At 65.9% G+C, this 24,607-nt stretch carries 25 protein-coding genes; 11 read left to right on the forward strand and 14 right to left on the reverse strand.

Annotated elements, in window-relative coordinates; all coding sequences use genetic code 11:
- Nucleotides 1-73 precede the first annotated feature (73 nt).
- The 4 genes from K323_RS0105610 to K323_RS0105625 all read right to left on the reverse strand — a co-directional run bounded on the left by K323_RS0105610 (nucleotide 74) and on the right by K323_RS0105625 (nucleotide 4,740).
- A complete protein-coding gene (locus tag K323_RS0105610; protein ID WP_022884310.1) occupies nucleotides 74-907 on the reverse strand; it encodes an ABC transporter ATP-binding protein in 834 nt (277 codons plus the stop codon).
- 204 nt (nucleotides 908-1,111) lie between these two features.
- Nucleotides 1,112-2,623 (reverse strand): catalase, encoded by a 1,512-nt coding sequence (locus K323_RS0105615; protein ID WP_022884311.1) that lies wholly within the window; start codon nucleotides 2,621-2,623, stop codon nucleotides 1,112-1,114.
- A gap of 105 nt (nucleotides 2,624-2,728) precedes the next feature.
- The gene (locus K323_RS0105620; RefSeq protein WP_425402265.1) at nucleotides 2,729-3,184 is read right to left on the reverse strand and encodes a Fur family transcriptional regulator; all 456 of its coding nucleotides are present in this window, start codon (nucleotides 3,182-3,184) and stop codon (nucleotides 2,729-2,731) included.
- 128 nt (nucleotides 3,185-3,312) lie between these two features.
- Nucleotides 3,313-4,740 (reverse strand): amidase, encoded by a 1,428-nt coding sequence (locus tag K323_RS0105625; RefSeq protein ID WP_022884313.1) that lies wholly within the window; start codon nucleotides 4,738-4,740, stop codon nucleotides 3,313-3,315.
- A 31-nt stretch (nucleotides 4,741-4,771) separates the two neighbouring features.
- Here K323_RS0105625 and K323_RS0105630 point away from each other — a divergent pair, with 31 nt between their 5' ends.
- Entirely contained in the window at nucleotides 4,772-5,533 is a 762-nt protein-coding gene (locus K323_RS0105630; protein ID WP_026851285.1) for a hypothetical protein, read from the forward strand.
- A gap of 90 nt (nucleotides 5,534-5,623) precedes the next feature.
- Nucleotides 5,624-6,451 (forward strand): SDR family NAD(P)-dependent oxidoreductase, encoded by an 828-nt coding sequence (locus K323_RS0105635; RefSeq protein WP_022884315.1) that lies wholly within the window; start codon nucleotides 5,624-5,626, stop codon nucleotides 6,449-6,451.
- Between the two features lie 151 nt (nucleotides 6,452-6,602).
- Here K323_RS0105635 and K323_RS0105640 read toward each other — a convergent pair whose 3' ends face one another.
- From K323_RS0105640 to K323_RS0105665, 6 genes are all read right to left on the reverse strand, one after another.
- Nucleotides 6,603-7,181, reverse strand: a complete 579-nt coding sequence (locus K323_RS0105640) for a GNAT family N-acetyltransferase (RefSeq protein WP_022884316.1) — start codon at nucleotides 7,179-7,181, stop codon at nucleotides 6,603-6,605.
- A gap of 89 nt (nucleotides 7,182-7,270) precedes the next feature.
- The gene (locus K323_RS0105645; RefSeq protein WP_051147209.1) at nucleotides 7,271-7,984 is read right to left on the reverse strand and encodes a uracil-DNA glycosylase; all 714 of its coding nucleotides are present in this window, start codon (nucleotides 7,982-7,984) and stop codon (nucleotides 7,271-7,273) included.
- Nucleotides 7,950-8,669 carry a Type 1 glutamine amidotransferase-like domain-containing protein gene (locus tag K323_RS0105650; RefSeq protein ID WP_022884318.1) on the reverse strand — a complete coding sequence of 240 codons (720 nt, stop codon included), beginning with the start codon at nucleotides 8,667-8,669 and terminating at the stop codon, nucleotides 7,950-7,952. The genes K323_RS0105645 and K323_RS0105650 overlap by 35 nt, the downstream gene beginning before the upstream one ends.
- On the reverse strand, nucleotides 8,666-9,613 hold the full coding sequence (locus K323_RS0105655; RefSeq protein ID WP_022884319.1) for an isoprenylcysteine carboxylmethyltransferase family protein: 948 nt from the start codon (nucleotides 9,611-9,613) through the stop codon (nucleotides 8,666-8,668). Before K323_RS0105655 ends, K323_RS0105650 begins: the two co-directional genes overlap by 4 nt.
- 67 nt (nucleotides 9,614-9,680) lie before the next feature.
- Nucleotides 9,681-10,187 (reverse strand): phosphoribosyltransferase, encoded by a 507-nt coding sequence (locus tag K323_RS0105660; RefSeq protein ID WP_026851286.1) that lies wholly within the window; start codon nucleotides 10,185-10,187, stop codon nucleotides 9,681-9,683.
- A gap of 5 nt (nucleotides 10,188-10,192) precedes the next feature.
- Nucleotides 10,193-10,975, reverse strand: a complete 783-nt coding sequence (locus K323_RS0105665) for an SDR family NAD(P)-dependent oxidoreductase (RefSeq protein ID WP_022884321.1) — start codon at nucleotides 10,973-10,975, stop codon at nucleotides 10,193-10,195.
- Between the two features lie 39 nt (nucleotides 10,976-11,014).
- Between K323_RS0105665 and K323_RS24445 the strand changes: the two genes are divergently transcribed.
- The 6 genes from K323_RS24445 to K323_RS0105695 all read left to right on the forward strand — a co-directional run bounded on the left by K323_RS24445 (nucleotide 11,015) and on the right by K323_RS0105695 (nucleotide 18,147).
- On the forward strand, nucleotides 11,015-12,178 hold the full coding sequence (locus K323_RS24445) for an acyltransferase family protein (RefSeq protein ID WP_084697036.1): 1,164 nt from the start codon (nucleotides 11,015-11,017) through the stop codon (nucleotides 12,176-12,178).
- 123 nt (nucleotides 12,179-12,301) lie between these two features.
- Nucleotides 12,302-13,633 carry a bifunctional o-acetylhomoserine/o-acetylserine sulfhydrylase gene (locus K323_RS0105675; protein ID WP_022884323.1) on the forward strand — a complete coding sequence of 444 codons (1,332 nt, stop codon included), beginning with the start codon at nucleotides 12,302-12,304 and terminating at the stop codon, nucleotides 13,631-13,633.
- A 90-nt stretch (nucleotides 13,634-13,723) separates the two neighbouring features.
- Nucleotides 13,724-14,941 carry a homoserine O-acetyltransferase MetX gene (gene metX / locus K323_RS0105680; RefSeq protein WP_022884324.1) on the forward strand — a complete coding sequence of 406 codons (1,218 nt, stop codon included), beginning with the start codon at nucleotides 13,724-13,726 and terminating at the stop codon, nucleotides 14,939-14,941.
- A gap of 61 nt (nucleotides 14,942-15,002) precedes the next feature.
- Nucleotides 15,003-16,181 carry a sensor histidine kinase gene (locus K323_RS0105685; protein WP_022884325.1) on the forward strand — a complete coding sequence of 393 codons (1,179 nt, stop codon included), beginning with the start codon at nucleotides 15,003-15,005 and terminating at the stop codon, nucleotides 16,179-16,181.
- A complete protein-coding gene (locus K323_RS0105690) occupies nucleotides 16,178-17,446 on the forward strand; it encodes a hypothetical protein (protein ID WP_022884326.1) in 1,269 nt (422 codons plus the stop codon). Before K323_RS0105685 ends, K323_RS0105690 begins: the two co-directional genes overlap by 4 nt.
- Nucleotides 17,447-17,490: 44 nt before the next feature.
- Nucleotides 17,491-18,147, forward strand: coding sequence for a response regulator transcription factor (locus K323_RS0105695; RefSeq protein WP_022884327.1), 657 nt, complete (start codon nucleotides 17,491-17,493; stop codon nucleotides 18,145-18,147).
- Nucleotides 18,148-18,171: 24 nt separating this feature from the next.
- Here K323_RS0105695 and K323_RS24450 read toward each other — a convergent pair whose 3' ends face one another.
- From K323_RS24450 to K323_RS0105715, 4 genes are read right to left on the reverse strand one after another with little or no spacing between them, the layout of a single operon-like run.
- On the reverse strand, nucleotides 18,172-19,446 hold the full coding sequence (locus K323_RS24450) for an MFS transporter (RefSeq protein ID WP_022884328.1): 1,275 nt from the start codon (nucleotides 19,444-19,446) through the stop codon (nucleotides 18,172-18,174).
- A gap of 21 nt (nucleotides 19,447-19,467) precedes the next feature.
- Complete coding sequence (locus K323_RS0105705) at nucleotides 19,468-20,070, reverse strand: GNAT family N-acetyltransferase (protein WP_022884329.1); 603 nt, start codon at nucleotides 20,068-20,070, stop codon at nucleotides 19,468-19,470.
- Between the two features lie 9 nt (nucleotides 20,071-20,079).
- Nucleotides 20,080-20,403 (reverse strand): thiamine-binding protein, encoded by a 324-nt coding sequence (locus K323_RS0105710; RefSeq protein ID WP_022884330.1) that lies wholly within the window; start codon nucleotides 20,401-20,403, stop codon nucleotides 20,080-20,082.
- Nucleotides 20,404-20,405: 2 nt separating this feature from the next.
- Nucleotides 20,406-21,758 (reverse strand): glycosyltransferase family 87 protein, encoded by a 1,353-nt coding sequence (locus tag K323_RS0105715; RefSeq protein WP_022884331.1) that lies wholly within the window; start codon nucleotides 21,756-21,758, stop codon nucleotides 20,406-20,408.
- Between the two features lie 287 nt (nucleotides 21,759-22,045).
- On the opposite strand from K323_RS0105715, the gene K323_RS0105720 reads away from it, so the two are divergent.
- The 3 genes from K323_RS0105720 to K323_RS0105730 are packed head-to-tail and all read left to right on the forward strand — an operon-like array spanning nucleotide 22,046 to nucleotide 24,570.
- Nucleotides 22,046-22,939 (forward strand): ABC transporter substrate-binding protein, encoded by an 894-nt coding sequence (locus K323_RS0105720; RefSeq protein ID WP_022884332.1) that lies wholly within the window; start codon nucleotides 22,046-22,048, stop codon nucleotides 22,937-22,939.
- Between the two features lie 9 nt (nucleotides 22,940-22,948).
- Nucleotides 22,949-23,821: an amino acid ABC transporter permease gene (locus K323_RS0105725; RefSeq protein WP_022884333.1), complete on the forward strand. Its 873-nt coding sequence runs from the start codon at nucleotides 22,949-22,951 to the stop codon at nucleotides 23,819-23,821.
- Entirely contained in the window at nucleotides 23,818-24,570 is a 753-nt protein-coding gene (locus K323_RS0105730; RefSeq protein ID WP_022884334.1) for an amino acid ABC transporter ATP-binding protein, read from the forward strand. The genes K323_RS0105725 and K323_RS0105730 overlap by 4 nt, the downstream gene beginning before the upstream one ends.
- Nucleotides 24,571-24,607 lie beyond the last annotated feature (37 nt).

A 24,607-nucleotide genomic window follows, 5' to 3' on the forward strand; every position in this document is an offset into this window, starting at 1 on the left:
TGCAGGTTCGAACCCGCGAGGTGGGTGAGAAGTGGACGTGGTGTTGGACGACGTATGGTCAGGTGAGGCGTGGTCAGGCGAGGGCGACGACGCGCGGCAGGGAGCGCGCACCGTAGCGACCGACCGGGCGGGTGCGGATGACACCGGTCTCCTGGTCGGCATCGACCTCGATGCGGATGCCATAGACGGAACTGAGGACATCGCCGGTGAGCACGTCGTGCGGAGTTCCGACGGCGCGAACCTGCCCCTCCTCGAGCAGAACAACCCGGTCGGCGATCAGCGCGGCCTGATCGAGATCGTGAAGCACGATTCCAATGGTCACACCGTGGTGCTCGGCGAGGTCACGGATGAGGTCGAGCAGTTCGACCTGGTAACGGAGGTCGAGGTAGGTGGTGGGTTCGTCGAGCAGGAGCACGGTCGTGTCCTGCGCGAGGCAGGTGGCAAGCCACACCCGCTGCAGCTGCCCGCCAGAGAGGCGGTCGACCGGGCGATCGGCCAGCTCCTCGATACCGGTGAGCGTCATGACCCTGTCCACCACGGCGGTGCCGTCGGCGTCGCCACGGCGCCAGCGCCCGCGGTGCGGGTGACGGCCGAATTCGACGACTTCGCGCACCGTCAGTCCCGAGGGCGTTGGACGGCTCTGGGCAAGAAGGGTGACCCTGCGCGCGAATTCGCGGTTGGTCAACGCCAGGGCGTCGATGCCGGGCTGTTCAGAATCGGCGTCGTCGACGAGCAGCACGCGCCCTGAATCCGGCGCGTGGAGGCGGGCGAGGGCCCGCAGCAGGGTCGATTTGCCGCTGCCGTTCGGTCCGACGAGGGCGGTGATCTGCCCTGGCGCGAGTTCGATGCTGGCGCCGTGGACGACGGGTGTTCCGTTGTAGGAGAGCGTGAGGTCAAGACCGAGCATCCCTCCACTATAGGGAAGGCTTACCTAACTTAGCTAGTCCTTACTTGCTCAAAACAACGTTCCCGGCCGACGGTCACCGTCTCCCCCAGCACGAAATCGACGGAGATGTCCGAGAAACACGCCGTTACCGGGAATGGGGATGGCGTTCTCCGACGGAAGCTCCGTCGATTTCGCAAAGGCCGGGGAGGTCTGCCCAGGAAGGAGTTAGTCGGCGACGCCGACGTATTCCGCGGCCTCGTTGGCGCTTTCAGCACCGGATTCGAGGTTGCGACCCAAGGACGCGCCGAGCTCGGCGTCGACCTGGGTCCAGTACCAGATGGCACGCTCGCGCACCTCCGGCCGAGTCACTCCGCTGATGGCACCGGTGATCGTCTCAAGGAAACGTGCCTTTGCCGCGTCGTCGTAGACCTCGCGGTACAGCGTTCCGGCCTGGCCGAAGTCGCTGTCTTCAGAGCGGAGAGTCGCCGCGGAGCGAACCAGGTCGCCATCGGACTCCCAGCCGCCCTCTCCAGCAGCCGCAGCATCCGCCACCGGCCCACCAAGCGAGTTCGGCGCGTACACCGGCGTACTCGGCGCGTTGAAGCCGTGCCGGGCTGAGCCGTCTTGCGAGTAGTTGTTGACCGGAGCGATCGGCGCGTTGACCGGAATCTGATTGTAGTTCGCACCGACCCGGTAGCGCTGGGCGTCGGGGTACGAGAAGATGCGCGCCATCAGCATCTTGTCTGGACTGGCGTCGATCCCCGGCACCAGGTTCGCTGGCGAGAACGCCGCCTGTTCAATCTGCGCGAAAAAGTTCTCCGGGTTGCGGTCGAGAGTGTGCGTGCCGACCTTGATCAGCGGGTAGTCGGCGTGCGGCCACACCTTGGTCACGTCGAACGGGTTGAACCGGTAGGTCTTGCCGTCTTCGTACGGCATCACCTGCACGTGCACGTCCCAGGAGGGGAAGTCACCCGCCTCGATGGCCTCGAAGAGGTCGCGGCGATAGTAGTCGGCATCCGCACCGGCGATGAGCTCGGCCTCTGACCCGCTCATCTCGATGTTGCCCTGGTTGGAGGTGAAGTGGTACTTGACCCAGAACCGCTCGCCCTCCGCGTTGATCCACTGGTAGGTGTGCGAGCCGAAGCCGGGCATCTCGCGCCAGGAGCGCGGCAGGCCGCGATCTCCCATCAGGTAGGTGACCTGGTGCGCCGACTCCGGCGAGAGGGTCCAGAAGTCCCACTGCATGTCTGCATCGCGCAGGCCTGAGCCCGGCAGGCGCTTCTGCGAGTGGATGAAGTCGGGGAACTTGATGCCGTCGCGGATGAAGAACACCGGAGTGTTGTTGCCGACGATGTCGTAGTTGCCCTCTGTCGTGTAGAACTTCACCGAGAAGCCGCGCACGTCCCGCCAGGTGTCAGGCGAACCCTGCTCGCCTGCCACGCTGGAGAAACGCTGCAGGGTTTCGGTGGTGGTGCCCGGCTGGAACACCGCGGCGCGGGTGTACCGGGAGACGTCTTCGGTCACCTCGAAGGTTCCGAATGCCCCGCCCCCCTTGGCGTGCACGATGCGCTCAGGAATGCGTTCGCGGTTGAACTGAGCGAGCTTCTCGACCAGGTAGCGGTCGTGAAGGGCGGTGGCGCCGTTCGCTCCCGCGGTGAGCGAGTGGGCGTCACTGCCGACAGGGGTGCCGGTCTGCGTTGTGGTGGGCTGCGGCGTGGTGGGCGTTGTCTCGGTCATCGTGCTCCTTCGATTGATTTTCGGTCGGCAACGGAAAAGGTGATGGCGCTCACCAAATGCAGTGAAGCGCGCGGCGTCGTTGCCGTAGTCGGGTGAAGGATGCACTCAGGCGCGTTCGGCGCGCTGGCAACTCGCGCAGAGACCCCAGAAGGTGACCTCGGCAGACTGCGCGCTGAATCCGCCGGTATTCGAGGGGGTGAGGCAGGGCGCCTCCCCCACGACGCAGTCGACATCGCCGACAGCACCGCAGCCCGTGCACACAACGTGATGATGGTTGTCGCCTGTGCGCAGTTCGTAGCGGGCGGGGGAACCGGCCGGCTCGATCCGCCGCACCAGTCCGGCCGCTGTGAACGAGGTGAGCACGCCGTAGACCGCCTGCACGCTGGTTCCGGTGACGTCGCCGCGCACAGCGGTGAACAGCGCGTCGGCACCGGCGTGCGGTGCGGACTCGAGCGCATGGAGCACAGCAAGACGAACGGCCGTCACCTTGAGACCGGCGGCGTGGATGCGGTCGGCGAGCGCTGCTGCGTCCGCACCCATCGCATCCGTCGTATCCGTCATCGTCTTCATGCCCTCATGCTACCCGTTGTCTTGACCGATTCAAAACAACTAATCGCCGAACTGTGAGCTAAGCACCTTCCTCGCGCTTGGAAGGTGCTTAGCTCACGGTTCGGTAGGAGTTCTGTGGTTCAGACGCCAGGCGGCACCCGATCCTGCCAACGGATGCGACGCTCGAGTTGTGCTCCGAGCGCCAGCAGCGCTGCCTCGCCGCCCGGTCGCCCGATCAGCTGCACCCCCATCGGCACACCGTCGTCACCCTGGTACACCGGGAGCACGATCGCCGGCAGCCCGGCCACGTTGACCATCGACGTGAACGGCGTGTACTGCACCTGCTGCGCGAAGTTCCGTTCGCCATCGACCTTGTCGTACCAGCCGACGGGCCGTGGTGTGAGTGCCAGCGCCGGCGTCAGCACGGCGTCGAAGCGGGAGAGCTGGCGGATGAACGAGCGCTCGTACGTGGTCAGCGCCGTCAGTGCTTCGGCGAGTTGGCGCGCGGTCAACGCCCGTCCACGGTGCAGAAGCCATCGGGTGAGCGGCTCGAGCAGCTCCTCCTGCTCCGGCGTCTCGGCCGGGATACCTGCCGCTCCGGCCTGCCAGATCGTGCGGAACGCAGGAGCATAGGAGGGGTCAGGCGCGAGCGCCGTCTCTTCGAGCCCGTGCCCCATGGCTGCGAAGGCGTCGGTCGCGATCGCGAGGGCCGCTCGTGCCTCAGGAGCGATGGTGATGTCATAGTCGTCATCCCAGGCCGACGTCGTCATCACTCCAAGCTGGAATCGGCCCTCGCCGCGCACGGCGTAGCCGAGCAGGGGCTCGTCATCTCCGGGCGCGCGCAGTGCGTAGTGGTGATCGGGGTGACCACCCCGCGGCGTGACCATCGCGTCAAGCAGCAGCGCGGCATCCGTCACCGTACGGGCGATCGGCCCGCCAACGGTGAGGCCACCGACCGTGCCGACGCCGGAGAACGCAGGGATCCTCCCCCGTGACGGTTTGAGGCCGACCAGACCACATGCCGCTGCAGGAATACGTATCGAGCCGCCGCCGTCGGAGCCGGGAGCAAACGGCAACAGGCGGGCAGCAACCGCCACCGCGGCTCCCCCGCTCGATCCGCCAGCACCGAGTTCGGTGTTCCACGGGTTCCGGGCAGGCGGGCCGGCGAGGCTCTCGGTATAGGACGGGAGGCCGAACTCCGGGGCGTTGGTGCGACCGAGGCTCACGCCCCCGGCCTCATCGAGCGCCTGCACCAGGTCGTCCGATTCCTCCGGCACGAAGCCGGCCATTAACCGGGAACCGAACCCTGCCTGCACACCGGCCCTGAGGTGGAGATCTTTGTCTGCAAAAGGGAGTCCCCAGAGCGGGGCGGTTCGCGGCACCTGAGACTCAACCAGCCTCGCCCGCTCGAGCGCGGCATCCGCCGTCACGGTCACAAACGCGCCGAGACCAGCATTCAGTGACTCGATCCTGGCGAGGTAGTGCTCGGCCAGCGCAGAGGGAGTGACTTCGTCGCGCTGGAGCGCCTGCCAAAGTTCCAGGGCGGTCAACTCGTGCAGTTCTGCCATTGTTCGAGCCTAGCCTCGCTACAGTTGTGCCATGTCGGATGCGCGCGTGCCGGGAGAACAGGACGATAGCGGCCTGCCCGCCACTGTGCTTGCCGGCGGCGACACCATCCCCGCTGGCGCCTCCTCTGCTGCGAATCGACAGCGCCGTTCGCTCGAATCGCGCCTTCCGGCCTGGCTGGTGCGGCATCCGCTCATCGTCGGCTGGTGCTGGATCGCCGTCTGGCTGGGATTCATGGCTCTGAGCGACTCTCTCGGCTGGGCAGACTGGACCTGGTACGCCTTCGTCGCCATTTCGGCCCTGCCGACACTGATCGCTTCGCTCTGGGTGCTGCACGCAACGCCCAGAGCGCTTCTGAAACCGAGCACCGACACAGTGCTCAGTCATTTTTTCGTACGGTTTCTCACATTGATCTTCGCCTTCCTGCTCTGGGGTGTTTCGGTCGTGGCGAGCGCCTCCATCTCCTCCACCATCCAGGCGGCGATCGGCGCAAACGAGCGGGAGGTGACCGCTCTCGGCTTGAACCTGCTCCTGGTCGCGATTCCCGCCGTCATCGTGCTGATGTGGATGGCCCTGATCGTGCGCTGCGCCTGGTTCCTCCGGCGACTCCGCGGCTGGCGGCAGACCCCGCTGAAGTCGAAGGTGCCGAAGAAGTTCCTGCGGTCGCGACCCCGGCTGCGCGCGGTCGTCATCGGGCTGGCACACCCTGGCCTGCTCCTGGTCGGCGGACTTGGGGCCTCACTGCTGGCGCTGTTCCTCGATGCCGCAGAGACGACGCTGAACGTCTATCTCTGACGGTCACACCAACACTGCCCGACCACGACCACGACCACGACCACCGGGGACAGCTGCAGGATGCCGGGTGGGGAGGGTTAGCCTGATCCAATGGTTTCCGCAGAGTTCAACCCGATGGGCACGACGGCGCTGGTCACCGGCGCTTCGAGCGGCTTCGGTGTCGGTTACGCCCACGCGCTGGCCGAACGCGGCGCAGACCTCGTTCTGGTCGCCAGGCGGCAGGAACGCCTCGAGGCCCTCGCTGTCGAACTGGCCGAGACCTATGGCACCGTGTCGACGGTGATCCCGCTCGATTTGTCGAGAACGGATGCCGTGGCAGAGCTGGTCGCTGACCTGCGATCCAGAGAGATCACGGTCGGCACCCTCGTCAACAACGCCGGCTTCGCCACCTACGGCACGTTCGTCGACCTCGATCCGGCTCGCGAACTCGAAGAGGTCGACGTGAATGTGCGCGCGCTGACCGCACTCACGCACGCGCTGCTTCCTGGCCTGCTGACGACGGCGTTGAAGCATCCGCACGGCGCAGCACTCGTGAACTTGGCAAGCACCGCGGCATTCCAGCCGGTGCCTCACATGGCGGTGTACGGCGCGAGCAAGGCCTACGTGCTGAGCTTTACAGAGGCGCTCTGGTACGAGACGCGAGGCACCGGACTCAAGGTGACCGCCATCTGCCCTGGACCGGCACGCACCGAGTTCACCGAGGTCGCCGGCAACGACGAGCTCTCGTTCTACCGGCGCCAGTTGTCAGTCGACGATGTCATGCACACGACCTTCGCCGCACTCGACCGCGCGTCCGTCCCCCCGCACGCGGTCAGCGGCACGCAGAATGCGGTGCTCGCCAGGCTCTCGACGCTCTCCCCGCGCCGCGCAGTGCTGAACACCATCGGGCGCCTCTCCGCACCCGGTCGCCGCCGCTGAGCCCGCTGAGCCCGCGCCGCTGAGCCCGTGAAGCCCGCGCCGCGAAGCCCCCTGAGCTCCCACCCGGCAGTCACTGTGACCTTTCCGGTCGAGAGCGCCCGTTCCGCCGGTCACTCTCGACCGGAAAGGTCCCTCTCAGCGTGAAGCGGCCCTACTTGAGGCTCTTCTGCATGAGCACGGTGCCGAGCCAGCGCTCGAACTTGAAGCCGACTCTTCCCATGCGCCCGATCTCCACGAAGCCGAACTCTTCATGCAGCCGGATGGAGGCATCCGCTCCCTGGTCGGCGATGACGGCGATGATCTCCTTCAGGCCGGCAGCCGTCGATCGGTTGATGAGTTCAGCAAGCATGGCCCGGCCGAGTCCCTTGCCGGTCGAGGCTGCACCGAGGTAAATCGAGTTCTCGACGGTGAAACGGTAGGCCTTCTTCTGCTTCCACGGCGACACCAGCGCGTAGCCGAGAATCTGACCCGTCGGCGACTGGGCAACGAAAAAGGGCATGCCGAGCTTCGTCAGGTAAGCGAACTTGTCCTTCCAGTCGGCGAGGGACATCGCGTCTTCGTCGAAGGTGACCGTGCTGTTGGCCACGTAATGGTTGTAGATCTCGCGCACGTACGGGAGGTCGGCCGCTGTCGCATCCCTGAGCGCGTATTCGAACGGTGCCTCCGGCTCTGACGCCGGCCTCAGGTGCCGCGGCAGCCGGCGCCGCGGCTGGTATTCCTCTTCGAGCAACGCGCGCTCCCTTCCAGGCTCAAGATTACTGGAGTGCCCGGTTACTGGAGTGCCCAGTTACTGGAGTGCCCAGTTGCTCCAGCGGCCGGTCACTCCAGCGACCAGTCCACGGGTGCTGCTCCGGCGGCCGCCAGAAGCTCATTCGCCCGACTGAACGGTCTCGACCCGAAGAAGCCGCGACGGGCGGACAGCGGCCTCGGATGCGCGGATTCGATGATCGGCGTCTCGCCGAGCAGGGGGCGAAGGCCGGCGGCATCCCGCCCCCACAGAATTGCGACCAGCGGCTGCTGGCGGGCGACCAGCACCCGAATGGCGTGCTCTGTGACACGCTCCCAGCCACGCCGACGGTGCGAACCGGTCTCACCGGCGCGCACGGTCAGTACGCGATTGAGCAGCATGATGCCGTGCTCCGCCCACGGGGTGAGGTCGCCATGGGCAGGCGGGGCCACCGCGAGGTCGGCGTTCAGTTCCGTGTAGATGTTGGCGAGGCTGCGCGGAATCGGCCGAACATCGCGGTTTACAGCGAACGACAGGCCGATCGAATGACCGGGTGTCGGATACGGATCCTGCCCGACGATGAGCACACGCACGTCGGCGAGCGGGTAACGGAACGCCCGCAGCACGTTCTCGCCTGCCGGCAGATACGGGCGACCAGCTGCGGTCTCCGCACGCAGAAATTCGGCAAGTGAACGGATGTCGCCTGCCACCGGTTGCAGCGCCGCCGCCCATCCGGGGTCGAGGTCTCCGATCTCGGAGAGTTCCCCGATCTCAGGCACCGAACGTCCCGACGAGCACACCGCCATCTGCCTGGCTCACTCGCCAGACGCTGCCGGCGCCGGCGACCGAAAGCGCGCCTTCGCCAACCGACAGAACGGTGTTCTCGTCGATGGCGAGTCCGCCATCCACCAGGCCGGCCTCGGTCGCCGCGATCAGTCGGGAGAGGTTTCCCCACTGCGCCGCGTGCACGTCAACGGTGACGTCGACGAGCCCGATTCCCTGCTCGATCGTGACTTCATCCAGATCCTCAGAGCCAGCCTCAGGGCTCACCTCGACCCCGCCGATGCGCCAGCCGCCGATCATCGCTCGTTCGGCGGCTATCATGGCGCCCGCCGAGAATCCGAGATACGGCGCGCCCCCGGCCACCTGCCTGCGGATCTCACCCGCGATCGGCGAGACCGCGCGCAGGTATGCCGGGGTTAGTCCGCCCCCGACAACGATGCCATCGACATCCGCCACGGCAGGCAGTTCGAGCTCGCCGCCGTGCGCCAACGCGGTGATGACGGGTTCGAACTCTCCGCTGGCGGCGAGAGTGGAGACGAGCTTGGCGGCGTGGTCGTGACCGTCGCCATCCCGCACCGCGATGACGGCGATGCGAGGTTCAGAGCGACCCGATGCCGCGGCGCGAGCCGCCGCTTCAGCCAGGAACGGACCGAACACGGCCGCATCGTTCTCTGCGTTCCAGCCGCCGCCTACCAGGTGCACACTCATGCTTCGAGCCTAGGTGACCAGTTGGACCGTCCGTACCTGGGAATCCAACAACGCACCGTGTTGCGGTAGTGACGAAAGTCGTCGCCGAATCGCTCCTCAAGGTCAGATTCCTCGAGGGGCCTGACCGCGTAGTTCCACAGCAGCGAGCCCGCGACTGAATAGGCGATGACAAGCCACGACTGCAGCATGAGACCGACCGCGACGCCTTGGACGATGCCTGCGACCGCCATCGGGTTTCGGATCCAGCGATACGGACCTGCGACGACGAGGCGGCCCGGCATCGCCGACGGCAGCGGCGTGCCATCACCCAGCGTCGACATCACGACCGCTGACCAGATGCCGAGTGCACTGGCGAGTGCGAGGATGGCGACGCCGACACCGGCCGTGAACGGAGGCAAGGGAACCGCCACCTCCCAGCGCCGTTCAAGAACGGCGATGACAAGCGGAATAACGGCCAGGAAGAATCCCCAGAAGACGACGATTTGCGCGAACGTCGAAACCACGTTTGTTGCAGCGGACTGGCGCATGACGGCGGGGCGGAATGCGAACGGACCGTGAATGATCCATCGAGTCGGAACGCGTCCGAGCACGATGCCGCACAACGCGATCAGCGAGCCCGCGACGGCCGCACCCATGATGAGTACGCCCCAGCCAGCTTCGGTCGTGACCGTGGCGTACACGCCGAGTGCGATGGCGACGAAGCCCGTCCAGACGCCGCTCACGACCGCGGCGGCTCTCACACCGAATGCCGCCACGGCCGAACCGACGACGAACAAGGGAATGTCGAAGATGGCGACTGCCACCGGGTCGAGACCACCGAGGGTCGCCTCGCGCACCACCGGAAATGCGAACACAGCGATCCACCACCCGAATCCGGCAATCGCCTGCATGGCGAAATAGGCTCGGCCCCAGACGTCCGGCGCCACCGACCGAGCCCGAAGCATCTGTAATCCCTGTCGGCTTGTCAATGAGGTCTTCGAATAATCATTCTCGACTCCCGCGCTGGTGGGCTCAGCCCTCAACCGGAGGAAGCGCAGACCACGGGAACACGATCCAGTCGTCGGTCTCGCGCCAGGTGTAGTCGGGAGCCAGCACGGTGCGCGGCTTGGTGTACAGGGTCGCGGTGCGCACTTCGGCGGCGAAGTCCCTGAGCAGTGCGACAACAAGCGCGAGGGTGTGACCGGAGTCGGAGACGTCGTCGACCAGCAGCACCCGTTTGCCGGCGAGCGCAGGCGAGTCGAGCATGGGAGAGGACAGCACGGGTTCTGGCAGTCGCTCATCGATGCCGGTGTAGAACTCCACATTGATGCTGCCGCAGTTCTTGGTGCCAAGCGCATAGGAGATCGACCCGGCCAGCAGGAGGCCGCCTCTGGCAATCGCGATGACGACGTCAGGGTCGAACCCGCTCCGACGCACCATCGTGGCCAGCTGCCTGGACGCATCCGCAAAGTCGGTCCATTCCAGAATCTCCCGTACGGGTTCGGTCACGGCCGCTTCGGTGGGCACGGGTTCGGTCATGGCGTTCATGCCTCCGCGCGAACCGTGAGTTCGCCGCGCGCCAGGCGCGAGGGCGCTGCCTGGGCGACCGGTTTGATGGTCACCAGGTCGAGGTTCACGTGCGCGGGGCGCTCAACGCTCGACACGATCGTCTCTGCGACGTCGTCTGCGGTAAGCGGGTCGGGCACGTTCTCGTACGGCGCTGCGGCCTTCTCGGCGTCACCACGAAAGCGCACCAGCCCGAACTCCTCGGTCTTGACCATGCCGGGCGCAACCTCGATCACCCGGATCGGTTCACCGTTCAGCTCCAGCCGCAGCACCTCCATCATGGCGTGCGCGGCGAACTTCGCTGCGTTGTACCCGCCGCCACCGAGATAGGCGACGTGCCCGGCGATCGAGGTGACGGTGACGATGTCGGCCGAACCTCCGTGCTGCACGCTCGATCGCAACAGGGGCAGGATGGCGCTGATGACGCGCTTCACCGCGAGCACGTTGATCTCGTACATCCAGGCCCAGTCGTCGATCGACGAGTTCTCGACGGAGTCGAGTCCCATGGCACCGCCGGCGTTGTTGACGAGGGCGTGCACTGGTCCGGATGCCGCGAGATAGTCACGCAGGCCGTCGACATCCGTTTGGCTGGTCAGGTCGGCTGTGAACACCGCGGCACCGGTCTCTTCGGCGAGCGCCGCCAGCCGGTCGGCTCGCCGTGCCACGCCGACGACATCCCACCCGTTCGCGCGGAACCGGCGCACGGTGGCCGCTCCGATCCCTGAACTCGCACCGGTCACGACCACTCTCTTTGCACCCATTGCTCCATTCTGCAGCCTCTACCGGAGAGAATGGAGCCAATGAGTTCCGTCACCCACAGCCCGAACACGCACAAACGGCGTGTCCCGATCTGGGACAACGCCCGCTGGGTCGCGATCACCCTCGTGGTCGTCGGCCACGCCATTCTGAAGTTGATTGCAGAATCGGATGTCGCGTATTCGGTCTACCTGTTCATCTACGCGTTCCACGTGCCGGTCTTCATGGGCGTCAGCGGCTATTTCGCGAAGTCGGGCCCTCCCGGCATGCGGCAGCTGAAGAGGCTGCTCACCGACATCGTGTTCCCGTACCTGATCTTTGAAACGATCTGGACGATCATCCACTGGCTGCTCGGTGGTGACTTCTGGCTGGACTATTCGACGGCATCCTGGACACTGTGGTTCTTGATGGCGCTCGCCATCTGGCGACTGGGCCTCCCGTACCTCGTGCTGCTGCGTTACCCGCTCCTGATCAGCATCGTCATCTCCGTCGGCGCCGGTTACCTTGAGACCATCGGTCCTGCCTTCGCCCTGTCGCGCACACTCGGGTTCCTGCCGTTCTTCGTCTTCGGCTGGAAGCTGCGGCAGTGGCAGATCACCGGGCGCTGGCTGGCACTGCGCCCCGCCGTGCTCTGGCGCTGGCGTGCGGGGGCCATCGCCCTGTTCGGCATCCTCGCCCTGGGCATCGGGCTGAACATCGAGTTGCTGCGCACCCTCAAGATCCGCCGGTTCCTGCTCTACGACGAGGCGTATTCCGAATTCGGTTATGGCGAATTCTGGGCAGGCGGCATCCGTCTCGGCCTGATCCTGCTCGGCTTCGCGCTCACCGTGGCGTTCCTGCTACTGATGCCACGTCGCAAGGTCTGGATCACGGCGCTCGGCGCTGCGACGATGTACATCTACCTGCTGCACAGTTTTCTGCTCTACCCGCTGCGCGAGACCGGGGCGCTCGACGGGCCGAAACAGCCGTGGGTGCTGCCCGCGATGATCGTGCTGAGCATCGTGATCGCCCTTGTTTTCTCGACGAGGGTGGTGCGGCGAGTATTCCGGCCGCTGGTGGAGCCGCGCGCCAGATGGCTCTTCAAGCAGGAACCGTCCACGGCGACCGGAACCATCGTGCTGCCAGACCTGCTCGCGGAGCTCGGACCTGAACCGCCTGCGCCGCCAGGCAAGCAGGAGAAATCACCGAAGCCGCCGCGCGCCCAATAGACCGTGCGCCCAATAAGTCGTCGTGTTGCGCAGTCCATTGCCCGATTCGATCGGGGTGCCTAAGCTCGCTGCAGAGCGCTGGATGGTCCAGGCTCGTCGAGGAAAAACCCGGGAGACCCCCTCATGAGCGATTCGTCCGCATCCTGGAAGTTCGAGACAAAGCAGGTCCACGTCGGCGCGGCGCCTGATCCCGTCACCAATGCTCGGGCAACTCCGATCTACCAGACCACGTCTTACGTCTTCAACAGCGCAGAGCACGCCCAGAACCTGTTCGCGCTGGCTGAATTCGGCAACATCTACACCCGCATCCAGAACCCGACCCAGGCCGTCGTCGAAGAGCGCGTTGCCGCACTCGAGGGTGGTACCGCGGCCCTGCTGCTCTCGTCTGGACAGTCGGCAACGACCCTCGCTGTGCTGAACATCGCCCAGGCGGGCGACCACATCGTCTCGTCGAGCTCGATCTACGGCGGAACGTACAACCTGTTCAAGTACACCCTCGCCAAGCTCGGCATCGAGACCACATTCGTCGAGAACCAGGACGACGTCGAAGAATGGCGCGCTGCCGTCAGGCCGAACACCAAGCTGCTCTTCGCCGAAACCATCGGCAACCCGCGTATCAATGTGCTCGACATCGAGCTCGTCGCCGACGTGGCTCACACGAACGGCATTCCGCTGATCGTCGACAACACCATCGCGACCCCGTACCTGATCCGCCCGTTCGAGCACGGCGCCGACATCGTCGTGCACTCTGCGACCAAGTTCCTGGGCGGCCATGGCACGGTCATCGGTGGCATCATCGTCGACGGCGGCAAGTTTGAGTGGTCGAAGAACGTCGAGAAGTTCCCCGGCCTGACCGAGCCGGACCCGTCCTACCACGGTGCCAGCTACACCACTGTGCTCGGCGACGGCATCGCCTACATCATCAAGGCGCGTGTGCAGCTGCTGCGCGACCTGGGAGCGGCAATCGCTCCGGCGAGCGCCTGGCAGCTCATCCAGGGCATCGAGACTCTGAGCCTCCGGATCGAGCGCCACGTGCAGAACACCCAGGAGATCGCGGAGTGGTTGGAGAGCCACCCCGACGTCGCCCAGGTGTTCTACTCCGGCCTGCCGTCGAGCCCCTGGTACGCGGCGGCCAACAAGTACGCCCCAAAGGGTGTCGGAGCCGTCGTCTCGTTCGAGCTGAAAGGCGGGGTGGATGCCGGACGCGCGTTCGTCGACAACCTCGAGCTCTTCAGCCACCTGGCCAACATCGGCGACGTGCGCTCGCTCGTGATTCACCCGGCGTCGACCACGCACTCGCAGCTCTCCCCGGAGCAGCAGTTGACCGCGGGCGTCACACCGGGGCTCGTGCGCCTCTCGGTCGGCATCGAGAATGTCGATGACCTGAAGGTCGACCTCGAGACCGGACTTGCCGCCGCCCGCGCGGTCGCCGAAGGTGCAAAGGCCTCCGCCTAACTCCCTCATCCACAACCGCTCGACCATCTACAACCGTTCGACGCGTAACAATCGCAGAGCTCCCTGCCCGGCCCGGCAGAATGGGAGCATATGGAATGGCAGACATCGGCAGAGACGGTCCCGTCGAGCTTCGTCACGGAAGCGCAGGCGCGGTCGCTCCTCGGCAAGCCACCGGCAACGGGCGCCTGGCGCGACGGCGACCCGCTCGGCAACCGCCTCTTTGCCGACGTCGGTCCGCTTCGGCTCGCCGCCGGCGGTTCCCTCGGACGTGTTCGCCTGGCCTATGAGACCTGGGGCGAACTCGCGCCAGATGCGAGCAATGCCGTTCTCGTTCTTCATGCGCTCACCGGCGACAGCCACGTGGCCGGTGCATCCGGGAACGGCCACGCGACCGACGGGTGGTGGCGCGGCATCGTCGGGCCGGGACTCTCCATCGACACTGACCGCTGGTTTGTCGTCGTTCCGAACCTGCTGGGCGGCTGCCAGGGCAGCACCGGCCCCGCTTCGCTGGCTCCAGACGGCACTGAGTGGGGCACCAGGTTCCCCTACCTGACCATCCGCGACCAGGTACAGGCGCAGGTCGCGTTGGCCGACAGGCTCGGAATCAACCGCTGGGCCGCTGTCATCGGCGGTTCCATGGGCGGAATGCATGCCCTGGAATGGGCGATCGACTCCCCGCACAGGGTCGAACGCCTCGCCGTTCTCGCGGCACCTCCGGTCAGCACCGCCGACCAGATCGCGCAGAACTCCGTGCAACTCGAAGCGATCCGCTCCGACCCGGGGTTCGAGTCCGGCGTGTATTACGACGCTCCAGACGGCCAGGGCCCGACGAATGGGCTCGCATTGGCCAGACGGATGGCGATGCTCAACTACCGAAGCGCTGCCGAGCTCAACGCACGGTTTGAACGCAGCTGGCAGAGCAGCATCAGCCCGCTGGGAACCGGTGGCCGGTTCGCTGTCGAGTCCTATCTCGATTTCCACGGCAACAAGTTCACCAGGCGATTCGATGCCAACAGTTACATCACCCTGGTGGAGGCCATGAATTCGCACGATGTCGGGCGAGACCGCGGTGGCGTCGCCTCCGCTCTGGCCAGGGTGAGCGCGACCAGCGTGGTTGTCGGCATCGACAGCGACCGCCTGTTCCCCGTCGACGGCCAGCGCGAGATCGCCCGGCATCTGGCCGGCAACCTCGACGGGAACGAGCCTGTGGTGCTCTCCTCCGAGTACGGTCACGACGGCTTTCTCATCGAGACCGAGCTGGTCGCCGCCCAGCTGCGGCGCCTGTTGGAGGCTCCTCCGCTTCGCTGAATGGCCGCTGCCCGATATTGTGCTGTGTAACGCAGTTCATTTCAATTCTCGGCAGGGCAGCATGCACCGCATCAGCAAAGAGCGCGATCGCCTGCTTCGCCGAACGGCGAGACAGGCCGGTCTGGCCGGCGCTGCAGTCGCCATACTGGTCGCCCTGGTCGCCCTGGTTCCCGGCGTGCTCCCGGTCGGGACGCTTGTCGGGAGCATCGCGCTCCTGCTCGCGCAGACCGTTTTCCTCTACCTGATCGGCCGGAACGGCTCGGCTGCCTTGCCCGTCCTGGTCGCCGCCTGCGGCACCGCGATCGTTCTTCTTGTCGGCCTTGCCCCAACAACCGACCAGGAGCTGAACGTCGTCGGCGCGTCAGTGATCGGAGTTGTCATCGGCGGCGCAGTCGCGCCGGTCGCCCTGGTTCTCCTCACCACGATTCCACGGCTGGCGATGCTCGGCGTGATCGTCGTGGTGACCGTCGGGAGCGTCGCCGTCGTCACCGTCAGCTCGGGGATCGCGGCGAACGCACTCATCCTCACCGTAGTCGGCTGGGCTGCCGCGATTCTCGGCGGCTGGTGGATCGGCCAGAGCGTGCCACGGGTGATGGATCGTATTGCCGCAATCGGTCGCGCCCACCATGCCGAACGGCACGCCAGCGAACTCGAGGCGAGAAGGAGGCAGGACGCCCGGCTGCTGCACGACACGGTGCTGGCAACGCTCACGCTTCTCGCGCACTCTGGGGTCGGCGTGAACCCAGACGCACTCCGCCAGCAGGCCGGCGACGATGCCAGGCTCCTGCGCCAACTGCGTCTGGGCGGGATGCCCACGCCGCGCACCTCCGGTGTCTTCACCCTCCAGCCGGCCAGCGATTCCAGCCTCGGAACCACCCTCGAGTCAGTCAAGCAACGGTTCGGCCGAATGGGTCTCGAGGTCGACTGGCACGGCAGCGGACAGGTGCTCCTGCCCAGCGATGTGCTCGACTCGTTCCTCCTTGCCCTTGCTGAGTGCCTGGAGAATGTGCGCAGGCATTCCGGCGTAAACCGGGCCGACGTCACGATCACGGATGACGAGACCACGATTCGAGCGATGGTGACGGATGCCGGTGTCGGCTTCGATCTCGGCGGCATCAGCTCCGAACGGCTCGGTTTCGCCGAATCTGTGGTCGCACGTCTGCGCGACGTCGGCGGCAATGCCCGGTTGTTCTCCTCCCCTGGCTCGGGAACAACGGTTGTGCTCGAGGTGCCCAAATGAGCAAGCCGAACGTCGAGGAGAACACCCTCGGAATCCGGGTGGGCCGCGAGGGGCGACACCGCCAAGAGCAGCAGCGCCGCGCCCGTCGAAGCGGGTTCCAGCGCCCGGAGCGCACAGTCAAGACCGCCAGGGCGAACCAGAACGGACTCGGCGGTCGCCATCTCGGCATCGGGCTGAGCCTGTGCGGCGGTGTGATCGCGCTCTTCCTGCTCTTTCGCTTCATCGTGCAGTGGGACGATAATCCATCCTCGTTGCTGGTGCTCGCGGCCTGGATCGTGCTCGCAGCGGTGGCGGCGATCGCGCTCACGCTGATGCAGCGTCGGCTCGCCCGAATCCCCCGCTGGGTATTCCCGGTTGTGCTGGTCCTGGCTGCGCTGGTCGTTGTCCTTGATCTCGCCGGGTGCGCGTACGTACGTGGCGATGGCGTCTTCCCCACTGCGGCGCCGGCTGTCGGCGCACTGCTCACGTCGGTCGTGACGGTGCGGGAGACTCGTGAGGTCATGGCCGCCACCGTCGTACTCGGTCTGGTCATGACGACAGGGGCCGTCTTCGCTCTGCGAACGGACCCGCTCACATTCGCCCCCAGCATCCTCACCATTGGCCTTGGCGTTGTGCCTCCCCTGCTCGGGGTTGCCATCGTGCGGTCCTTCCGGCGCATGGTGCAACTCGAACTCGACCTGGTGCTCGTGCAGAGCACGGTGTCGCAACCGCGGTTCGCGGTCGGCATGCTCGCGTCAGAGCAGCTGGCACGCCTCGACCTCGACGCCGAACGACTTCTGGACGACGTCGCGGAGGGGCGCACGGAACTACCGTTGTCGACGGACATGGCCAACACCGCGGCATCCCTCGCCACGCAGTTGAGGCTGCACCTCATCGAAGGTCGCACCGAAACCTGGTTACACCATGCCGTGACCGAGTCGGAGTTTCTCGCCCCATCGGTGACCGTGACGGATCCTTCTGGCCTGGCCGGCCTCCTGGCACCCGAGCAGCGCGATGCGTTACTCCTGACGATCTGGCTCCTCACCGGGGACGCCAGCCGCACGGTGTCGCTCACGCTTGGACCGATCACGGTCGCGCCCGGAATGCGGCCAGATCGAACGATTAGATTTCCGATCGAATTGTCGACAACCGGTGTGCCCCGACGGAAGGTGGACCCGGAAACGTGGCAAGCTATCCGTGTGGTCGGCCGGCATGTCGATTCGAACCGGGGTGGAAGCATCAGGGTCGAAATCGATTGCAGTGTCGATAACCCGGCAGACGCATAGTCGCTCCGGCACCGTTCGGGCGAACAGCCAGCAGGAGGAAAATAGTGACGAGTACAGGTGGACCGATCCGACTGGCGATCGTTGACGATCATCGGATGCTCCTGGGGGCCCTGACCGAATGGATCCGCAATGCCGCGGACGACATCGATATGGTCGCCGCGGTGGCGACCTGGCCGGGTCTCCTCACGCATCCGAAGTTTCCCGTCGACGTCGTCTTGCTCGATCTCGACCTCAAAGACAGCATCCCGGTGTCACTGAAGATCTCGACGCTGAAGACCACCGGGGTGAAGACCGTGCTGATGAGCACCTATTCTGAACCGGCGGTTGTGCGCGAGGCGCTGGCCGCCGGGGCGCTCGGTTACCTGGTCAAGAGTGAAGAGGCGAGCATGATTGCGGAGGCGATCCGTGCCGCGTATGCCGGTGAATCGTTCATCTCGGCCGAACTCGACCTCGCCCTGACCAATGGCGCCGACGGTGGCTCGCCCAGGCTGAGTGCGCAGGAGCGCCGGGTCATGGCGCTCTATGGTGCAGGCGAGCCGGTCAAGGCCGTGGCCTATCAGCTCGGCATCTCGGAAGAGACCGCCAAGTCGTACCTCAAGCGCATCAGGGAGAAGTACCGTCTGGCCGGGCACGACGTCGGAACCAAGGTCGCGCTGCGCAAGCGCGCCATCCACGACGGCATCCTCCTGGAGACCGACTGATCCGTTCGCAGCACGCCTCCCGTCTCAGCGCATCGGCACCGCGATTGTCGCCGTCCCGTAAGGCACCACTCTGCCACTGCGCCGGCGCGACCGGTCGATGCCGAACGTCACGAAGGCCAGCACCAGTCCGAGCACGCTGAGTCCCAGCCCGATCCAGGCAGGGGCCACGTAACCGAGACCGGCGGCGATGGCTGCTCCGCCGAGCAGCGCGCCGAGACTGTTTCCGATATTGAGGGCGGAGTGATTCAGCGCGGCACCGATCGACTGACTGCCGTGCGCGACATCCATCAGTCTGGTCTGAATCGTCGGTGAGAGAGCGGATGCCGCGGCTCCGATCATGAAGAGGCTCGCCAACAGCCCGACCACGAACTGCGCCGTCAGTGCCAGGGCTAATAGCGAGACGATGAGCACGACGAAGAACACATACATGCTGCGGCGAACGCTGCGGTCGGCGAGTGCGCCGCCCACGAAGTTGCCGACGGTCATCCCGAGCCCGACGACGACCAGCACAATCGGTACCAGGCCGGCGCCGAGCCCGGTCACCTCCGTGACCAGTGGCGCAACGTAGGTGTAGACGGCGAACAGCCCGCCGAATCCGATGGCGCCGATGGAGAGGGCGAACCACACCTGTATGCGGCCGAACGCGCGGAGTTCGTTGCGCATGGTTGCGGCGGGGTCTCCGGCCTGAAGTGGCACGGCGAGGGCTACCGCTACGAAAGTGACGACGAAGATGAGCGCGACGGCCAGATAGGCCGTACGCCAGCCGGCCGCCTGACCCAGCCAGGTGATGGCCGGCACGCCGACGACGTTGGCGATGGTGAGGCCGGAGAGCACGAGTGCCACTCCCCTGGCTCGTTTCCCAGGACCCATCAGGTCAGCGGCGACCAGCGAGGCGATTCCGAAGTAGGCGCCGTGCGGGAGCGCCGCGACGAAGCGTGCGCCGAGCACCAGGTCGAATGTCGGCAGGAGGGCTGAGGCGATGGTGCCGAGCGTGAAGGCGGTGAGGAGAACCAGCAGGAGTTGTTTGCGCGGCCACCGGGCGGCGGCCGCCGCAATGGTCGGCGCTCCGACGACGACGCCCAGCGCATACGCGGAGATCAGCCAGCCCGCCTGCGCGTTGGCGCTTGCCGGTGACACGGCGTAGAGGTTCGGAAGCAGGTCCTCTGCGAGGTTCGGCAGCAGCCCCATGGCCACGAACTCGGTCGAGCCGATGCCGAAGCCGCCCATGGCGAGCGCCAGAAGGGCAAGACGAATACGGGCCGGCGACAACTGCGTCGGCCCGTCGATGGTGGAGGGCATGCCTCCAGCCTAAGCGCCGTTTCAGCGGGTCGCGTGCAACGCGAGCTTGTGCCGCAGGCCGCTCTTCACCGCCGGCCATTCAGATTCGATGATCGAGAACACCACGGTGTCGCGCAGCGTGCCGTCCGGCATCCGCCTGTGGTTGCGCAGGATGCCGTCTTGCTTGGCGCCGAGCCGTGCGATGGCAGCGCGCGACTGCTGGTTCAGCCAGTGCGTACAGAAATCGACAGCAGCGCATCCCAGCACCTCAAACGCGTGCGTAAGCAGCAGGAGCTTGTTCTCGGTATTGATTCCGGTGCACTGGGCGCTCGCGGCGGTCCAGGTCGACCCGATCTCCAGGTGTGGAGTGACCGGGTCTATGTGCATGAAGGTCGTCATGCCACAGACCTGACCGGTGTCGTTCCTGCGCACAGTGAAGGGCAACATGGCTCCCGCCGACTGCAGTGTGAGCCGCCGCTCGATCTCGTCTCGCATTCCCTCCGGCGTGGGCACCGAGGTATACCACAGCTCCCACAACCGACCGTCCTGCACGGCTTCGACCAACCCATCGTGATGGTCTTCCTCGAGCGGTTCGAGTGTGACGAGTTCTCCGGTCAGGGTCACCGGTTTGGCAAAAGTTTCCACCAGACAACGCTACTGTGTGGCGCGGTTCTCCTGTGCATCGAGCGCGGCCTCGAGGCGTTCGACCTTGCCGTCGAGTTCACCGGTGCGTCCGGGGCGGATGTCTGCTTTCAGTACCAGCGAAACCCGCGGACCGAAGGCGCCCACCGCATCCGTCGCCCGCTTGACGACGTCGAAGACCTCATCCCATTCGCCTTCGATCGTGGTGAACATCGAATCGGTATGGTTGGGGAGCCCCGACTCGCGCACCACGCGCACAGCGGCCGCTACGGCATCGTGCACGGATCCTTCGTCGTCACTCGCGCCGGACGGCGCCACCGAGAATGCGACCAGCATGGTTACTCCTTCAGGGTTCGGTTCGAAAGTTCGGGATTCAGGGCCGGGGACTTCATTGTCCACAGTTCGATCACGGCCCAGGCCAGTATGACGAACTCGAGCAGGTTGCGCAGGCTGAGCACCACCAGCATCGTCGGATCGGTGGCCAGCAGCCAGTTGTACAGGTATGGGTAGATGATCTGGGTGAGCCCGGCCGCCACCGCGACCAGCAGCGCCGGGGCCCGCCACGCTGGGCCGCGCATCACCAGTCCGAGAATCACCGGCGCCGCCAGCCAGCCGATGAACTGCGGCGACCCGACCTTGTTGAATGCGATGAACGTCACCACGAGCGCCAGCACCAGGGGCGGGAACAGTGCGGAGAACGACGCTCCGGCCCGAGCCGCGCGCCAGCCGAGCAGCACCACGGCGAGCGCGGCGAGCACCAGCAGCGGTGTCATCACTGCGGCTGCCACGTCGACCCCGGCGCCGGTGACCTGGTAGGTGAGGATCTGCTTGTCGTAGTACACGAATGCGCCGTCGACGCCGACGGCAGCCTGCCACAGCCAGAGGAGACTCACCGGGGACTCGATCTGGATACCGCGCCCCGTCTGCTCGGTGACGAAGCTGAACACGTTCCAACCGCTGCCGAGGATGAGGGCGAGCGCCACGATCAGCGCGCTCGTGCCTGCGGCGGCCGCCAGCATCTGCCACCGGTGTTTCGACGCAACGAACAGCGCCGCGATGATGGCGGCGGGCCACACCTTGACCCAGGTCGCGACAGTCAGAAGGGCGGTACCCCAGAGCGGCCTCGTGCGCAGCCACAGCAGGGCCATGATGACGAGCGGAACCGTCACCGAGTCGATCCTGGCCAGTGCGATCGGGCCGAGCAGGAGCAGGAACCCCAGCCACCACCAGGCCGCCAGCACCCGGCGCAGGGAATCGCGGCGACCAACCAGGCAGGCGAACGCCGCGGCATCCAGCACCGTGACCAGGCCGAGCCAGGCGAGCGGGTACCAGACCGGGCCGAATGCGAGCGGGAGCACAACCGGGATGAACGCGACAATCGGGTACACGAACTCGGTATCGATCCCGACCCGGTACGCGCCGGATTCGGCGGCAACGGCCCAGCTCCGATACACCGTTTCGACGTCGCCGAGCGGCCAGCCCGGCCCGAATATGCACAGCAGAGCCACGAAGACGTGCACAAACGCGAAGACGCCCCAGAGGGCGAACGGATGCCGCACCAGCCAGTCCCACCGCGCCAGCCAGGCGCGCGCCCTGTTGTGCTCGTTGCTGTGCTCACCGCTGTGCTCGTCATGGCGTCGGCCGCGCCGTTTCGCGGCCCGGGGCGCCCGTGACGTCCCCGCGTTAACCATGGCGCAATGCTACCGGCCCGGCGCCGTCCACCCGCTCCGCACACCGCCGCCCCAGCCGCCCACCCCTCACCAAGCGCCGCACACCCACCCTCGCGACCATTCGACGGAGATTTTGAACAAATCAGGCCGATTCGCGTCGATATCGGGGTCGCGAGGCAAAATCTCCGTCGAACGGTAGTGGACGGTGCGCCAGATGGGCGACCTGGTTTGTCATAAACCGTTGTGAACGCACCACTCCTACCCGCCGTGCGGCAAGCTGGAACACCACGTTTCCAGAGGAGTTCGCCGTGTCCAGACATTCCCAGCTCAGCCGCCACCAGCTCAGACGATCCCAGCTCAGTGCGCGCAAGACCAGTACCATCGTCGCCCTGGCCGCCGCGAGCGTCCTCCTGCTGAGCGCTTGTGCGAGCGGCACACCAGCCGATTCGGACAGCGAGAAATCAGCGAGCGGCTACGTCACAGACGGCAAGCTGACGATCGGAACCAGTGAGCCGGCGTACTTCCCCTGGGTGCAGGACGACGCGCCGGAGAGCGGCGAGGGTTTCGAGGCCGCCGTCGCCTACGCCGTCGCAGAACAACTCGGGTTTGCCGAGGACGACGTCGTCTGGGTGCGCAGCACATTCGACGAGGCGATTGCGCCGGGCCCGAAGGACTTCGACTTCAATCTCCAGCAGTTCTCGATAACCGAGGAGCGTGCAGAGCAGGTCGACTTCTCCTCCCCGTACTATGAGACGACGCAGGCGGTGATCACGATCGACGGCTCCCCCGCGGCTTCCGCTGCCTCGATCGCCGACCTGAAAGGCCTGCTGATCGGCGCCCAGACCGGCACGACGAGCTTCCAGGATGCCGAGAGCCAGATCGCACCCAGCGGTGGGGTGCAGGCGTTCAACTCCAACGACGACGCGAAGTTAGCCCTGCAGAACGGCACGGTCGACGCGATCGTCGTCGACCTGCCGACTGCTTTCTACCTCACCGGCGTCGAACTCGACGGCGGCAAGATCATCGGGCAACTGCCGAAGACCGGTGATGCAGCCGACCAGTTCGGGCTTGTCTTGGCCAAAGACAGCGCACTCACCGCGGATGTCACGGCGGCCGTCGATGCCCTGCGCGAGGACGGAACGCTTGACGCGCTGGCCGAGGAGTGGCTCGCCGGCAATGCCGACGCCCCCATCCTCAAGTAGTTTGAGGGCGTGACCACCACAGCAGCCCTGACGCCCCCGGCCCGCCTGCCGAGCACCGTCGAACTCGAACGACGAGCCTTTCGTCGCAGGCAGACCGGTCGGTCGGTGCTGCTCGGTTTCGCGAGCACCCTGGTCTTCGCCGTGCTCGTGTGGATGTTTGTCGTTAACACCCCGGGATGGACGCAGGTACAGCAGACCTTCTTCGATCCGGCCGTCGCGCTGAAGGCATGGCCACGCGTCTTTGACGGGCTGCTGCTGAACATCCGTGTGCTGCTTTTCTCGGCAGTCGGGGTTCTTATCGTGAGCCTCCTAATCGCCACCCTCCGTACTCTTCGTGGGCCGGTGTTTTTCCCGCTGCGTGCGCTCGCCACCGGTTACACCGACCTGTTCCGCGGCATGCCGCTGATCATCGTGCTGTACTTGGTCGGCTTCGGCCTGCCGGGCCTCGATGTGTTTCCCAAGGTGCCGTCGGCGGTATGGGGCACCGTTGCGCTCATTCTCACCTACTCGGCGTATGTCGCCGAAGTCTGGCGCGCGGGCATCGAGGCCGTGCACCCGTCGCAAGTGCTCGCGGCGCGCTCCCTCGGCCTCAGCCACGGCAAGACGATGGTGAAGATCGTGCTTCCGCAGGCGCTCCGCAAGGTCACCCCAGCACTCATGAACGACTTTGTCGCCATGCAGAAAGACGTCGGCCTGATCTCCATTCTCGGCGCGGTTGACGCGGTGAGGGCGGCGCAGATCGAAACGGCGGCCACCTTCAACTTCACCCCGTATGTGCTCGCGGGCCTGCTCTTCGTGCTACTCGCGCTGCCGATGATCCGCCTGACTGACTGGGTCACCGCACGGATGCGCCGGCGCGAGCAGATCGGCGGCGTCGTATGAGCGGGTCGCCTGCTGCCGTGCCGGTGTTGAGATTGGAGGGCGTCTACAAGTCGTTCCAGCAGACGGATGTGTTGCGAGGCATCGATCTGACCGTGAACGAGCACGAGGTGGTGGCCTTGATCGGGGCCAGCGGTTCTGGCAAATCGACGCTGCTGCGCGTGATCAACCTGCTCGAGCGTGTCGACGACGGGCGGGTCTGGCTGCAGGGCGAGGACATCAGCGATCCGCGCACCAAGATCGACGCCGTGCGGGCCCGCATCGGAGTGGTATTCCAGCATTACAACCTGTTTCCGCACTTGAGCGTGCTCGACAACGTGACGCTCGCGAGCCGGTCGGTACATGGCATCCCGCGCCGTGCCGCTGAAAAGCGGGCACTCGAACTGCTTGACGCCATCGGGTTGGCTGACAAGGCGCGCGACTATCCCGATCGTCTCTCCGGTGGGCAACAGCAGCGCGCGGCCATTGTGCGCGCCATCGCCACGGACCCTGAATTACTGTTGCTCGATGAGGTCACGAGCGCCCTCGATCCGGAGCTCGTCGGTGAGGTGCTCGACCTCGTGCGCCAACTCAAGAAGACCGGAACGACAATCGTGATGGCAACACACGAGATGAGCTTTGCGCGCGATGTGGCCGACAGGGTGGCGTTTCTCGATCAGGGGTCTGTGCTGGAACTCGGCACGCCCGCCGAGGTGTTCGGGTCGCCACGCGAGGAGCGCACCCGAGAGTTCCTCGCCCGCATCCCCCGCTGAGGTTTCGCTCCCCACCGGCACGGTGGGCCGTTCTCCG

This window comes from Glaciibacter superstes DSM 21135 (assembly GCF_000421145.1).
Taxonomy (GTDB): domain Bacteria; phylum Actinomycetota; class Actinomycetes; order Actinomycetales; family Microbacteriaceae; genus Cryobacterium; species Cryobacterium superstes.

What these genes read in the sequence shown, in the direction of transcription:
- K323_RS0105610 (WP_022884310.1), bottom strand. Translation starts at nt 907, where the DNA reads ATGCTCGGTCTTGACCTCACGCTCTCCTACAACGGAACACCCGTCGTC.
- K323_RS0105615 (WP_022884311.1), bottom strand. Translation starts at nt 2,623, where the DNA reads ATGACCGAGACAACGCCCACCACGCCGCAGCCCACCACAACGCAGACC.
- K323_RS0105620 (WP_425402265.1), bottom strand. Translation starts at nt 3,184, where the DNA reads ATGACGGATACGACGGATGCGATGGGTGCGGACGCAGCAGCGCTCGCC.
- K323_RS0105625 (WP_022884313.1), bottom strand. Translation starts at nt 4,740, where the DNA reads ATGGCAGAACTGCACGAGTTGACCGCCCTGGAACTTTGGCAGGCGCTC.
- K323_RS0105630 (WP_026851285.1), top strand. Translation starts at nt 4,772, where the DNA reads ATGTCGGATGCGCGCGTGCCGGGAGAACAGGACGATAGCGGCCTGCCC.
- K323_RS0105635 (WP_022884315.1), top strand. Translation starts at nt 5,624, where the DNA reads ATGGTTTCCGCAGAGTTCAACCCGATGGGCACGACGGCGCTGGTCACC.
- K323_RS0105645 (WP_051147209.1), bottom strand. Translation starts at nt 7,984, where the DNA reads ATGGCGGTGTGCTCGTCGGGACGTTCGGTGCCTGAGATCGGGGAACTC.
- K323_RS0105650 (WP_022884318.1), bottom strand. Translation starts at nt 8,669, where the DNA reads ATGAGTGTGCACCTGGTAGGCGGCGGCTGGAACGCAGAGAACGATGCG.
- K323_RS0105655 (WP_022884319.1), bottom strand. Translation starts at nt 9,613, where the DNA reads ATGCTTCGGGCTCGGTCGGTGGCGCCGGACGTCTGGGGCCGAGCCTAT.
- K323_RS0105660 (WP_026851286.1), bottom strand. Translation starts at nt 10,187, where the DNA reads ATGACCGAACCCGTGCCCACCGAAGCGGCCGTGACCGAACCCGTACGG.
- K323_RS0105665 (WP_022884321.1), bottom strand. Translation starts at nt 10,975, where the DNA reads ATGGGTGCAAAGAGAGTGGTCGTGACCGGTGCGAGTTCAGGGATCGGA.
- K323_RS24445 (WP_084697036.1), top strand. Translation starts at nt 11,015, where the DNA reads ATGAGTTCCGTCACCCACAGCCCGAACACGCACAAACGGCGTGTCCCG.
- K323_RS0105675 (WP_022884323.1), top strand. Translation starts at nt 12,302, where the DNA reads ATGAGCGATTCGTCCGCATCCTGGAAGTTCGAGACAAAGCAGGTCCAC.
- metX (WP_022884324.1), top strand. Translation starts at nt 13,724, where the DNA reads ATGGAATGGCAGACATCGGCAGAGACGGTCCCGTCGAGCTTCGTCACG.
- K323_RS0105685 (WP_022884325.1), top strand. Translation starts at nt 15,003, where the DNA reads ATGCACCGCATCAGCAAAGAGCGCGATCGCCTGCTTCGCCGAACGGCG.
- K323_RS0105690 (WP_022884326.1), top strand. Translation starts at nt 16,178, where the DNA reads ATGAGCAAGCCGAACGTCGAGGAGAACACCCTCGGAATCCGGGTGGGC.
- K323_RS24450 (WP_022884328.1), bottom strand. Translation starts at nt 19,446, where the DNA reads ATGCCCTCCACCATCGACGGGCCGACGCAGTTGTCGCCGGCCCGTATT.
- K323_RS0105710 (WP_022884330.1), bottom strand. Translation starts at nt 20,403, where the DNA reads ATGCTGGTCGCATTCTCGGTGGCGCCGTCCGGCGCGAGTGACGACGAA.
- K323_RS0105715 (WP_022884331.1), bottom strand. Translation starts at nt 21,758, where the DNA reads ATGGTTAACGCGGGGACGTCACGGGCGCCCCGGGCCGCGAAACGGCGC.
- K323_RS0105730 (WP_022884334.1), top strand. Translation starts at nt 23,818, where the DNA reads ATGAGCGGGTCGCCTGCTGCCGTGCCGGTGTTGAGATTGGAGGGCGTC.